The sequence below is a fragment of the Collinsella aerofaciens ATCC 25986 genome (assembly GCF_964237925.1).
GTDB classification, from domain to species: domain Bacteria; phylum Actinomycetota; class Coriobacteriia; order Coriobacteriales; family Coriobacteriaceae; genus Collinsella; species Collinsella aerofaciens_BJ.
Window position 1 is genome coordinate 24,813 of the sequence record NZ_CAXSKI010000001.1, and the last position, 13,221, is coordinate 38,033.

Genomic DNA, 13,221 nt, shown 5'->3' on the forward strand with positions numbered 1-13,221 from the left:
GATAAGGCGCGCGGCGCGAAGCGCCAAACGCGCCGCCGGGACAGACCCCATCCAAAACGCGCGAAGCGCGCCATTAATTCCCCCAGCCAGTAATCCGCCGAAGACCGGACATCGCAGGGCCCGCCATTAGTCTACTTTTAGGCACACTCCGCAGGACGCAAAAAGCCCTCGCCGCACGAAGTGCGCAGCGAGGGCTTCTTGCATGTCCGAGGACGTGCCTAAAAGTAAACTAATGGCGGGCCCGGACGACTACAGGGCTATCGATTACCCCGTGTTCTGCAATCCTGCCGAGACGCCGGTCACAGTCGAAAGAATCAGGCTCATGTACTCGGCCTTCTTCTCCTCGGCCATCTCGTCCTGATTCATGCGCACCTCGCGAAGGGCGCGGACCTGGGCGATGGACAGAGCGTCGACGTAGGGGTTACGCACGCGAACGGCGCAGCCGAGCACGCGACGACGCTGCAGCGGCCACTCATCACCGACGATGGCAAGGACCCACTTACGGGTGAGCTGCATCTCGGTAAAGACCTTCTTGGACAGATCATCGCGGTCGCCCAGATGCAGATACATCTTGGCGATGCGCTGATCGGTCTTAGCAATCGACATCTCGATGTTGTCGATAAAGGTGCGGAAGAACGGCCACTCCTGGTAGGCAGCCTTGAGCTGGTCAAGATCGCCAAGCTGCTCGCAGGCGGTGCCCAGACCGTACCAAGCGGCCAGGTTAATGCGCGCCTGGCTCCAGCTGAAGATCCACGGGATGGTACGCAGGTCATCGAGCGACTTGGCGCCCAGACCGCGCTTGGCGGGACGCGAGCCGATCGGCAGCAGACCGACCTCGGTCAGCGGCGTCACGGTCGAGAACCACGGTGTAAAGTCCTCGGTGTTCAGCAGGTCCAGATAGCGTTCGTGGCTTGCAGTGTTGAGCTTCTCGGCCATATCCCAGAACTTCTGCGTGGTCTCGGTGTTGGTCTTCTCGACACTCGGGGCCGACTGCAAAAGCGTTGCGGCGGCAACGGACTCAACATGGCGCTGAGCCAGCGTGCGGTTGCCGTAACGGGCAAAGATGACTTCGCCCTGCTCGGTAAGCTTAAAGAAGCAGTTGACCGAACCCTTGGGCTGCGCCAGCACGGCCTTGTTGGCCGGGCCGCCGCCACGGCCCACGGCACCGCCGCGACCGTGCATGAGCACCAGGTCGATATCGTTCTTCTCTGCCCACTTGGCGATGCGCTCCTGCGCGGAGTGCAGCGCGAGCATGGCCGTGGTAGGACCGGCATCCTTGGAAGAGTCGGAATAGCCCAGCATGACCTCCATGCGGCGGTTGGTCTGGGCAAGGCGCTTTTGCACCACGGGCAGCGTAAGCATCTGATCGAGCACGTCGACGCAGCCCTCGAGGTCCTCGAGCTGCTCGAACAACGGGATCACGTCGAGCTCGGGGACATCCTCCTCGTGTGCGAAGGACAGGTGGGCCAGCTCAAAGACGTCGGCCACATGCTGGGCACTCTTGGTAAACGAGATGATGTAGCGGTGCGCCATCTTCTTGCCGTAGCGCTTTTGGATGGAACCGATGGCACGGAAGGTGTCAATGACCTCGCGCGTCATGGGCTGCAGGTCACCATGGATACCGTTCTCGTGGATATCCTTGAGGGCGCGGGCGTGCACCACGGAGTGCTGACGGAACTCCATCTCGACCATATGGAAGCCGAAGGACTCGACCTGCCAGATGATGGTCTGGACCGGACCGTAGGCGGCACGGACGGCACCGCAGGCAGCAAGCGAACGCTGGACGACGCGCAGGTCATCCAGGAACTCGTCGGCGCTGTGGTACATGGTGTCGGTGATGCGACGCACGGTGGCGTTCAGGCGGTCGGCCATGACGAGCATGACGGCGCGATGAGGCTCGTGCTCGGAGATCAGCTCGGCGCGGGCCGTGTAACGAGGGCTCATCTCGACCTGATGGTTCCACAGGTTGATGAGCTCGGCAGACGGCTTGCTGTAGGTGGCTTCGAGCGTGAGGTTGCGGCCGATGTGGCGGCACTTGTCCTCGAGCTTGAGCACCATGTGCGTAAAGTACTTGGCGGCGACCTCACGGCTCACCTTGGCGGTGACGTTGGGGTTACCGTCGCGGTCGGAACCGATCCAGCTGCCGGGATGGAAGAACGCCGGGCACAGCGGCGGCACAGTACCGGCCTTGTCGCCCAGCACCCAATCGTCAAAACGACGATAGATAACGGGGATAACGTCGAACAGCGTGTTATCGAAGATGTCGATGATGGTATCGGCTTCCTCGACCGGCGTGGGCTTCTTGAGCGCGATGGGACTCGTACGCACCAGGGCGTCGATCTCCTGCAGCATATGGCGCTCGTTCTCCACCAGGTCGGAGCCGCCCAGACGCGGACGCTCCTCCAGCAGGTTGGAGATACGGCGGATCTTGCCCTCGACGGCCTTACGACGGGCCTCGGTGGGATGTGCGGTAAAGACAGGGTGGAACTCGAGCTTGTCGAGCAGCTCGTTGGCACCCTCGACACCCAGCTCATTCACCAGCTGGTGATAGGCAACGGTAAGCTCGTTGGCAGGATCGACCTCGGTATCGGTCGACGCACCGGCCTCGCGCTCGCGCAGCTGCGCCACACGGTAGTTCTCCTCCGACAGGTTTGCCAGATGGAAAAAGCTCGTAAAGGCGCGAACGATGACCTGCTGCTTATCGAGCGGCAGGCTGTCGATCAAATCGACGACCTCACGAAATGCCACGGCAGTGGGCTCGTCGGCGGTGGGCACGCCCTGCTCGTCGACGGCTTCGTCGGCAGCGCAGGTACCGGGGTTGCCGGCATTGACCACAATCTCGGCTGTCAAAATCTTGTCGAACAGGTCCGCGATCTCGGGATCATACTCGCTAAGCACACGGCGCTCCAGGCGCAAGAACAGCGCCAGATTGTCGCGCAGCTCCTCGGGGATCTCGATCTCGGCGAGACGCTCCCTGGACTCGGCATTCGAGCCGATTCGGTTAACGAGGCGGTTGACCACGGCAGCGACGCGCGCCGCGGCTTCGGGTACAGACTGGTTGCTTAGGTTCTCAGCCACGTTTCCTCCCATTCCTCCTTCTATGCACGTAACATGCGGTATTCATTATAGGCGCTTGAGAAATACTTTCGACACTGATTGCGCTTTACCACACAAAAGTATTTTCTGCATTGCAAAGGTTTTTGCCCTAAATGGTCGTATTTCTCGGTGGGCGGCATACGTAAACGGGGGCATTCCGCATAAAAGCGAAACACCCCCGTAACAATCGCTCTCCATGAGCAGGGCACGTTAGCAGGCCCGAAGCTCAAAAAGATGCGCTACAGGCGCTCGCGAACCGCCTCGACGACGTTGTCCAGATCGGCGAGCACCTCGTCATGGCTCTGCATGTCGCGCACTTTGACCTTGCCGGCGGCAAGCTCGTCGCCACCCAGGACCAAGATGAGCTTGGCGCCTACCTTATCGGCTTGCTTAAACTGGGCCTTGAGCGAACGACCCTGATAGTCGGCCTCGGTCACGATACCTGCGGCGCGAAGCTCCTGCGTAATGGCAAAGACGTTCTGACGCAGCTCCTTGCCGGCGTTGGCGACATAGACGCACGGGGCCTCATCGGCACCCAAATCGCTGCCAAAGGCCTGCAGGGCCAGCAGGGCGCGCTCAAAACCGACAGCAAAGCCGACGCCCGCCGTGGGCTTGCCACCCTCGAGCTCGACCAGGCCATCGTAGCGGCCGCCGCCGCCGATGGAGCCGACGCCGGCGCCAGGGGCCTCGACCTCAAAGACAGTACGGGTGTAGTAGTCCAGGCCGCGCACCAAGGTGGGATCCTCGACATACTCGATACCGGCGGCATCCAGATAGCGCTTGACCTGCTCGTAGTGCTCGCGGCACTCATCGCACAGGTTGTCACCCATCAGCGGAGCCTCGGCCATGATCTCGCGGCAGTGGTCGTTCTTGCAGTCAAAGGCACGCAGCGGGTTGAGCTCGGCGCGCTCGCGGCACTCATCGCACATCTCGTCTGCGTGATCGAGGATAAACTGCTTGACTTGCTCGCGGTAAGCCGGACGGCACTGAGCGTCGCCCATCGAGTTAATGAGCAGACGAAGCTTGGAAAGATCGAAGCCCAGGCGCTTGTAAAACTCCATGAGCATGATGATGCACTCGGCGTCTGCCGCCGGATCGGGAGCGCCGAGCCACTCGATGCCCACCTGGTGGAACTGGCGCAGGCGGCCCTTCTGGGGACGCTCGCCGCGGAACATGGCCTCGGCGTAGTAAGCCTTAAACGGCGTGGAGCCCTGGGGCACCAGATTGTTCTCGACGACGGCGCGCACCACGCCGGCCGTGCCCTCGGGGCGAAGTGCCAGGCGCTGCTTGGGCTTGAGTTTGGTGTCGGTGCCCTCGGTAAAGACGCGCTCCAGGTTGGCACCGCTGAACACGCGGAACATTTCCTTGCGCACGACGTCGGTCGACTGGCCGATACCGTGGACAAACACGTCAACCTGCTCGATCGCGGGCGTCTCGATGGGTTTAAAACCAAACGGCTCGAACACGCCGGCCGCAATCTGCTGCATCTTTTGCCAGGCGCGCATCTCGGCGCCGATAAGGTCGCGGGTTCCCTCCGCCTTCTGTGCCTGCATGGGCAAACACCTTTCTTTTGTATCGCGTCATAGGTAGTGGACATTATACGGCACAAAGCAGCAACGCGGCGGCGCGCCTGACCGAACGAGGGTATGGGGACTCGTTCGGCCAGACGCGCCGCCGCGGACGAAGCGGACAAGCGGCGATGCGCTTTGGCCTACCTACTCCCCCGCCACGCTCGCGCGCAGCTTGGCGGCGATGGGCTCGGATGCCAGCAGGAACACGAGCATGACCACGGAGCACGCCAGGCACACGATCCAGGTGCTCGCAAAGGAGCCCGAGACGGCAAAGAGCACGTAGACCTGCCACAGCTCACCGACAAAGCTCATGCCGGCAAGCACCGCCGAGGTAGCGATAACGGTGAGCGAGCCCAATACGCGGCCACTCACTTTATCGGCAACATGGCCGATAACGAGCGAACCCACGACGCTCACCACGGTGGAGATGGCATTGGAGATGTTGTACTGCGCAAGGGAAATGCCCAGGTCGCTGACGATCAGCGGCTGGAACAGGCTCATGCAGTTGACGAAAATCGTGTAGCACGTGGCCATGATCACGAAGCCGGAGGTCACCACGAGCCAGCCGGGGAAGAACTTACGCTGCTGGGACATACTGCTCCTTATTTAACAAACGAATAGCCGGCGCCGGGCGCCGGTAGTGCCCAAGATTGCCTTGAAAGACAAGGGCATAGGCCTTACGGCCATGCCCGCAGGCTTGAAAGGCAAGGTTGGGTGCTACCGGTGGTCGGCGATATAGCCCAAAGCGACGGCGGTATAAGCCGCAGCACCGAGCGGCAGCTCGGCATCGTTAAAACGTGCCTTGGGATGGTGCTGGGCAAAGTGTTCGTCCGTGTCGGTTACGGCCGCGCCCACGGTAAAGTACGCACTCGGAATCTCGCTCGAGATAAGCGCGAAGTCCTCACTCGCCATGGCATGGAAAAGCGGCAAGAAAGCCGCCTTGGGCAGCACTGCGCCCACGTAGCCAAGCGACACCTGAGTCATATCGCTGTCGAGTACAAGCGGCGGAACATCCGAAAGCGTCTCGATGGTCGCCGACGTACGATATGTTGTGGCAACGCCGTTTACGACCTCCGCGATGCGGGTCTTGAGGTGCTCCATGAGCTCGACGTCAAAGCCGCGCAGCGTGCCTTCGAGCACGCAGGTATCTGGGATGACGTTGGCCGCTTGGCCACCGGCAAACTTACCCACGGTCAGTGCGACCTCCTTGGCCGCCGGCACTTCGCGAGCGATAAGCTCCTGGAGCGCCAGATGCACATGCACGCCGGCCGTGATGGGGTCGATGCAAATCTCGGGGCTCGAGCCATGGCCGCCCTTGCCCTGAAGCGTGATACGAAAACCGTACACGCCCGAGAGCGCCGGGCTGCCGTAGAGCACCAGGCCGAGCGGCGACTGGCTATTGACATGCATGGCAAAGGCGACCTGAGGACGCGGGTTCTGCAGCAGACCGTCGGCGATGGCGGCGCGGGCACCCTCAAAGGTTTCCTCGCCCGGCTGGAACAGCAACTTGACCGTAGCGTTGGCATCAACAAGCTCTGCCTCGCGCGCTTTGAGCATACGAGCCGCACCAAGCAGCGCCGTCGCGTGCATATCGTGACCGCAAGCGTGCATGCAGCCGTTGGTGGATGCAAAGGGCTCGCCGGATTCCTCGGCAACGGGCAGGGCGTCCATGTCGCCACGCAGCATGATGACCGTACCGGCCTGCTCATTCGTGCAGATGCCATTGCCTTGGGCCGCGGCGGCACCGGCGCCGACAAGGCCCACAACGCAGGAACCATCGACGAGCGTAGCAAATGGGATGTCCATCTCGGTCAGGCGCGCTTGGATATACGTAGAGGTCTGCGGGAGGCTATTACCCAGCTCGGGCATCTGATGTAAATCGTGTCGCCACGCAGCGAGCTCGTCTGCAAAAGCCTGAGCTTCTGCAACAAGACCGTCGCCGATAGCGGTCTGCGCCGCCGCGGTGGCCTTGGGCGCTGATTGCGGTTGAAGATCGGACAGTGCTGGTGCCATAGATGCCCTCCAGTAACGTTTTTGCAGCAAGCACTTTGATAGCGTAAAGTGCAAGGTACTACTTTAAGGGCGACGCATAAAAAATGCCGCCCCGGGAGGCGGCGCAACAAATTGTTTACAATTGCGGACGCGGCTTTCGACGCAAAAAATCGAAATGCGTCTCGCTCAAGATAATCGAAAGAAAGATGAGCGCGAAGCCGGCGAGCAGGCGCGAGGTGAGCGCCTCCCCCATCAGCAGCACCGAGAACAGCACACCCGAAGGCGACTCCATCGAAAGGAGCAGCGAGCCCGTCGAGGCTGGGACGTGCGCCAATCCAACGTTTTGGATGAGCAGCGCCACGCACGTGCAGCCCGCCGAGAGAAAGGCCATCACGCCGATAAAGCTCGGCGTCCACACGGACGCAGGAGCTTGGGTCTCGAACAACAACGACGAGATAAGGCTCAAGACGCCATTGCCCACAAACATCCAAAACGTGATGACGTTGATGTCCATCTTGCGGCCGTACTTGGCGGTCACCGACATCTGGATGGCAAAGAAGACCGCGCCGCCCAGCGTAATGGCATCACCGATGTTGAACTCGACGCTATCGAGCGCCACCAGGCCAATGCCCGCCAGACAGAGCAATGCGGCACCCAAGTTGTAACGCGTGAGCTTTTCGCCGCTCAGGAAATAGCTCGCAAAGGGCACGAGGATGCAGTACGTACCCGTCAAAAACGCGTTCTTGCCCGCCGTGGTCTGAGCCAGACCGACTGTCTGCAGGGCGTAGGCGGCCCACATAAGTGCGCCCATGCCAAGTCCGACGATCAGGTTGCGGGCGTTGAGGTGCGCGATGATGCGCTTGTGGAAGATGACAAACATGACCAACGCCGCAGGCAGAAAGCGCACGTAGAGCAGTTCAAACACCGGAATGGTGCCGAGCGCGTCCTTCATAGTGGTAAAGGAGTAGCCCCAGATAATCGCCACCGAAAGCAGCAGAACTTTCCAGAACAGCGGCGAGCGAGCGCCGGCGCCCCGGGGAATACCGCCCGCGCCCAAATCCTCACGGGCCACAGGGCCATCAGGCATGTTTTCGATTTCGTTGGCAGCGTATTGGGCCATGGAACATCCTCGCACTCAATCTGGGCGTGGTGTCCGCACGCGTATGGCTGCGTGCCGCCTCATGGTCAAATAAAAACAGGGCGCACCGGACCCCCGGTACGCCCCGCTACTGTAGCAACAACCAGCGCTGCACCGCAATCCAGCCCGCTAAAGTATCGAGCAGGAAAGCCTCGATGTTCCGGCAACGCCACATTGCCGCGCTAAATCAATTTGGTTGATTCAAGCTTTTCGATAATCCAGTCGTTGGCTTTGATGACCGGACGGCGGAAGACCACGCCCAGCGCCAGCGACGGAATCAGATAACTCGCCAGAATGCCCAGCTCAATCCAGTACTCCATATGGTAGGCACCGGCCATGGCGGCGTGCATGGCGTTGATGCCGTGGGTAAACGGCAGGAACGGATAGATCGCCTGGAACACGGGACCGGTCATCTCGATGGGGAACGTACCGCCCGAACCGCCGACCTGCATGACCAGCAGCACGACGGCAAGCGCCTTGCCGATATCGCCAAACGAAACCGTAAGCGTATAGACGATATTGGAGAACACAAGACTCGCGATCCAGCCCGCCAGCACAAATTGCAGCGGGTTGTCGCACTGGATGCCAAAGAACAGGATGTCGCCCGCGCACACGAGCGTTGCCTGCAGCAGTGCCAGACCGCCAAAGAACAGGTAACGGCCCAGGTAGATCTCGTGCAGGCGCACAGGGATGAGCTCGTTGATGAGCTCATCGTCAACCGACACCTTCATCATGGCCGCCAGCACGATCGAACCGACCCAGAGCGACAGAATCGTGTAGAACGGCGCCATGGCAGAGCCGTAATTGCGAATCGGATAGACCGGCTTACGGTCGAGTGCGACGGGGCCGGAAAGCGACGCGGCCAAACCCTCGGGGTCGTTGCCGATCATCGTCTTGATCGTGGCCAGATCGTCCGACATAAGGGCACCGTCAAGCTCGTCCTTAAACGCGCTGATCTTGTCCGATGCCTCACCCAACTGATCGGAAGCCTTGTTGACCAGCTTTGCGGCTTTGGACAGACCCTTTGCCAGCGAGCCGGACGCATCGGTCAGTCCTGCAACGGCGCTATCCAGATCGCTTGAAATACCATTCAGTGAATCCAGAACCCCCGAGACGGTCTTCTTGAGCTCCTTGGCCTTAACCGAAAACGTGGAATCGTAGTCGGACTTGGCGCCCGAGATACCAGCCTTGGCATCCGCGATTGCCTGATCGACCTCGGCACGCGAGCTGTTGACCTCGGCCATGCTGTCGGAGAGAGACTTCGCGGTCGCCTTCAGGTCCTTCTCATTATTGCGGTACTCAACGGCGATTCTGCCCAGCGACGTCGCAGCGGACTTGAGGCCGTCCTTCAAATTCTCATCCCTCACCTGGTCGGCAAAGCTGCGGAGCTGATCGGCCATCGCATCGATATCCTTGGCGCGCGCATTGAGGGCCGCAGCGGCATCGTTGAGTTGGGACACCGTAAGGTCGACATGCTGGTTCGCGGCATCGAACGCCTTCGCGAGCTCGGCAGACACATTGTCGAACGAACCCGCACTTCCATCGATCGCGGCATCGATGGCATCGTTTGCCGCCTTAAGCGCTTCTTTGGAATCATCGATACCGCTCTTGGCATGCTCCATCAGCTGCTTAGTCGACTCATCGACCGTGCCCGTCTGCTTGAGCATACCGCCCGCCGACGTCAGCGAATCGGACGTGGAACTCAAAATGCCCGCCAGCGACGTTGCGCTGGCCTGAACGTCTTGCAGGTCCTGGACCGAATCGCCCAGCGTCGAGGACAGGTTGGCGATAAAGTTGCTCACTTGGTCGGTGCTCATGTAATCGAGCAGGCTGGACACGGTTTTAAGACCGATGGTCGTGATGGTCTCGGTAAAGGTTTCGTTAACCTGGCTCTGGACGGCGCTCGACCCTTTCTCGGTCACGATCTGTGCGATAGCGTTGGCCTTCTGGTTCTCGTAGAACTCGATATCGGCATGCTTCACATCGGTCGAGAAGAGCGTCATCATATCGGCACTAAACGTCTTGGGAATAACGACAGCCGCATAGTATGCGCCCGATTTGACGCCCTCGATGGCCTTTTCTCGATTGTTGAGTACAACCCAATCGAAGCTCTCGTTGCCGCGCAGGGTAGCGGTCACGTTTTCGCCCACGTTAACCTCGACGGGGATCAGATCGCTCTCGTAACCCTCATCGGTGTTGACCACGGCGATCTTAAGATTGCCGGTGTTGCCGTACGGATCCCAGCTGCCGGCGATATTAAACCACGCGTACAGGCACGGTACGATAACGAGGCCCATCACGACAACCAAGCCGATTACGGAGCGAGACACGTTTTGGACATCGCGCTTAAACAGATGCAGGATGTTCTTCATTTATGCCTCACCTCCTTTGGAGTGCTTGCCGAGCGGGGCGTTCTTTTCATTCATCACAAACGTGTCATCCCCGTTCTCGGGCACATGGACCGCATCGCGATGACCGCATTGGCTGACAATCTGAGTCTTGGGTTCAGACCCCCGCTCGCTCGCATTCAAGCCGAACATGTGACGAGCGGCCGGAATGGCGGCCGTGTGCTCGCGCATCTCGCGGCGCAGGTCCTCATCCGAAAGCGCCGAGATGCGCATCTGGGTGTTGAGGCTTGCGCGGATGTACTCGATGTTGATGAGCCAGCCGCAGATGGCAATGACCGAGATAATCCAGATGACCAGCAGAATGATCTTGCCATTGTTGTCGATATCGAGAACCGTCGACAGAACGAAGAGCAGCACCTGCACGCCGACTACAGCGGCGAAACCGCCCTTGATGTAGTACGGGTAGCGATGTTCAAAGGCGACCGCATGATCGAGCAGTTCGCGACGGTACGAATCGGAATCGAGCATGACACGCATGGCCGTGCGCAGCGAGTAGCGCTGGCGCGGCAGGTCATTGGACTCGCAGATCATCAGACCCGTCGTGGAAAGCTGCTTATCGAAGAGCAGGTTGAGGTTGAGCAGCAGCGGACGCAGTTGCAGGCCGATAAAGAGCGCCACGATCAAGAACACCCCCAGAATGCACAGGTTAAACAGGTAGTTGAACGAGTACATGCCGCCGACCGTCTCACGCAGCAGATTGATGCCGTAGGTAAAGGGCAGCAGCGGATGCAGCCACTGGAAGAAGCCGGGCATCATCTCGATGGGGTACATACCCGATGAACCCGGAATCTGCACGATAACCAGAATGACGCCGATTGCCTTGCCGATGTGCTTAAACGTAGTGGACAGCGCGTAAATGATGTTGACGTACGTAAACGAGATGGCGATACCACCCAGCACAAATAGGAGCGGGTTGACGCACTGCACGCCAATGACCAGATCGCCCACCGTAACGATGATGGCCTGCAAAGCGCCCAGGATCACCATCAGCAGCCAGCGACCAAAGTAGCCCTGACGCGCGGTAAAGCTGCCGATGCCTTCGCGGTCGACCTCGAGCTTGTAGATGGCGATGAGCACATAGCCGCCCACCCACAGCGCCAGATTGGTGTAGAAAGGAGCAATGCCCGAGCCGAAGCTCTTGACCGGATAGATCGACTTAGACGTGAGCTCAACCGGAGATGCCATGAAATCTGCGACGTCATTGACATCGACGCCCATCAGATCAGCCAGCTCGCCCATGGACTCGGAAGTCTGCAGGGCCGCGATGTCGTTGGCGGCGGTTGCAAGCTTGTCCTGGACCTTGGCAAGCGAGGAATCGGTCTGGGCCAGCGTGGTCTTGGCCTGCTTGAGCGTCGCATCGAGTTGGGCCAGCGTGCCACGCGCGCTCGCAATCGTGGGGGTCATACCCGACACAATGCCGGTCAAATCGCCCGAAACGGCGGCAAAGGAGTCCAGCGCGCTCGAAGCCTTCGGCAGCGCGTTCTGCCCCAGATCGGTCTGAGCCTGACCAAGGTTAGCCGTACCGGTCTGAATTGCCGCGTTGAGTGCGTTGCTCGCGTTCGAGATTGCCGTAGCGTCGTTTGCCATGGCGCTCGACTGTGCAGATAGGCCATCCTTGATGCTCTGCAGCTTCTGGTTTTGCTCGCGAAGCGAATCGATGGTCGATACAATGCGCGCGTCAATTTCCTCGGAACCTGTCGACGTGTCATTGACGAGAATCTCCAAGTGCCCGATAACGGCCTTATTGTGATCGATCGTCGCTTGGAGAGACTCGAGCGAGTTGTCGATGCGGGTGGTCGTAGATGTGACCGTACCCGTCAGCTTGCCAATCGCAGCGTTCGCGGAGGCTGACGTCTTGGTGAGTGCAAGGCTGCCCTCCGAAAGTGCCTTGGAGAGCGAGGTGATGGACTTGCCAGCCGTGGTGCGAGCTTCGCCCAGCAGGTCATTGCCCTGAGCGATTGCCTGCGTTAGCGAAGGCGCCTGTCCCTGCAGGCCCGCCAACGCAGCATCGGCCGAAGCAATCGAGCTGCTTGTCTTGTCGATGGCGGTGTTCATATCGCCGATGGAATCGCGTACTTCGCCCAGGGTATCAGACGCTTCGGACACCGAACCAGCCAGCGAATCCTGGGTCTGGGTCGCTTTGTCCTTTAAATCGACTCCGGCATCTTTCGCGATTCCGGCAACAGTCTCGCCCACCGTAGAGACAAATTCCGAGTTGATCTGCTCCTCGATGGTATTGGCGCCAGTGTCGGTGACCTTGGGCGCAATAGCGCTCTTCTTCTCATTGACGTAGTACGTAAGCTTGGGCTGATGGTAGTTGCCGTCGAGCATTGAGACAAGATTGTCAGAGAAGTTCTTGGGGATCACGATGGCAGCGTAATATTCACCGCTCTCGACGCCCTCTTTGGCATCGGCGGCCGAATCGACGAAGGTCCAGCCCAGCTGATCGTTCTCTTTGAGCTGGTCGACAACCTTGTCGCCCGCATTGAGCTCGCCCACCAGGTCGTTTTGAGTTCCTTGGTCATTGTTGGCGATGGCAATCTTGATGCCCTGGGTGTTTCCGTACGGATCCCAGTTTGCCACGATGTTGTACCAGGCATATAGCGAGGGAATGACACACACGCCCAGGGTAACCACCAAGGCGACGGGGTTCATAAGCAATCGCTTAATGTCGCGCTTAAAGATCGCAAAGGAGACCTTTGCGTTGGATAGTTTGCTGCCGAGACTCACGCTTGGACCATCCATCCTGTCGTTGAATCGAATCGTACTATCGACAACCATTGTACGTAGGCGCTTTAGTGTCTCACGGCACAATGGTGCTGAGTTTTGCGGGTAGCAATATACTACGAAGATAAGTTAACGTACAGTTGTACAGTATCTTTAATTTCAGCAGGTCACAAAACCACAACCCGCACAAATTAGCAATTCAAATAGTCATCGGGGACGTTCTTAAACGACTGGTCAAACAAGAACGCCCCCAACGACTAGTTTGGACCACGGTAACATCGATGTTTTA

7 protein-coding genes are annotated in these 13,221 nt (G+C 59.5%); all 7 read right to left on the reverse strand.

Features of this window, described 5'->3' with window-relative positions; genetic code table 11:
* Positions 1-264: 264 nt before the first annotated feature.
* Positions 265-3,078: a phosphoenolpyruvate carboxylase gene (locus tag ACESWY_RS00105; RefSeq protein WP_369832481.1), complete on the reverse strand. Its 2,814-nt coding sequence runs from the start codon at positions 3,076-3,078 to the stop codon at positions 265-267.
* Between the two features lie 257 nt (positions 3,079-3,335).
* On the reverse strand, positions 3,336-4,649 hold the full coding sequence (gene hisS / locus ACESWY_RS00110) for a histidine--tRNA ligase (protein ID WP_117640032.1): 1,314 nt from the start codon (positions 4,647-4,649) through the stop codon (positions 3,336-3,338).
* A 162-nt stretch (positions 4,650-4,811) separates the two neighbouring features.
* Positions 4,812-5,261: an MFS transporter gene (locus ACESWY_RS00115; protein ID WP_373092921.1), complete on the reverse strand. Its 450-nt coding sequence runs from the start codon at positions 5,259-5,261 to the stop codon at positions 4,812-4,814.
* A 123-nt stretch (positions 5,262-5,384) separates the two neighbouring features.
* A complete protein-coding gene (locus ACESWY_RS00120; RefSeq protein WP_349109734.1) occupies positions 5,385-6,680 on the reverse strand; it encodes a M20 family metallopeptidase in 1,296 nt (431 codons plus the stop codon).
* 115 nt (positions 6,681-6,795) lie between these two features.
* On the reverse strand, positions 6,796-7,779 hold the full coding sequence (locus tag ACESWY_RS00125; protein WP_373092917.1) for a DMT family transporter: 984 nt from the start codon (positions 7,777-7,779) through the stop codon (positions 6,796-6,798).
* Between the two features lie 200 nt (positions 7,780-7,979).
* Positions 7,980-10,169: a YhgE/Pip family protein gene (locus ACESWY_RS00130; RefSeq protein WP_373092915.1), complete on the reverse strand. Its 2,190-nt coding sequence runs from the start codon at positions 10,167-10,169 to the stop codon at positions 7,980-7,982.
* Positions 10,170-12,935, reverse strand: coding sequence for a YhgE/Pip family protein (locus tag ACESWY_RS00135; RefSeq protein WP_373092912.1), 2,766 nt, complete (start codon positions 12,933-12,935; stop codon positions 10,170-10,172).
* Between the last annotated feature and the right edge of the window lie 286 nt (positions 12,936-13,221).

Coding starts and splice junctions, on each gene's coding strand:
- hisS (WP_117640032.1), bottom strand. CDS start 4,649: ATGCAGGCACAGAAGGCGGAGGGAACCCGCGACCTTATCGGCGCCGAG.
- ACESWY_RS00115 (WP_373092921.1), bottom strand. CDS start 5,261: ATGTCCCAGCAGCGTAAGTTCTTCCCCGGCTGGCTCGTGGTGACCTCC.
- ACESWY_RS00120 (WP_349109734.1), bottom strand. CDS start 6,680: ATGGCACCAGCACTGTCCGATCTTCAACCGCAATCAGCGCCCAAGGCC.
- ACESWY_RS00125 (WP_373092917.1), bottom strand. CDS start 7,779: ATGGCCCAATACGCTGCCAACGAAATCGAAAACATGCCTGATGGCCCT.
- ACESWY_RS00130 (WP_373092915.1), bottom strand. CDS start 10,169: ATGAAGAACATCCTGCATCTGTTTAAGCGCGATGTCCAAAACGTGTCT.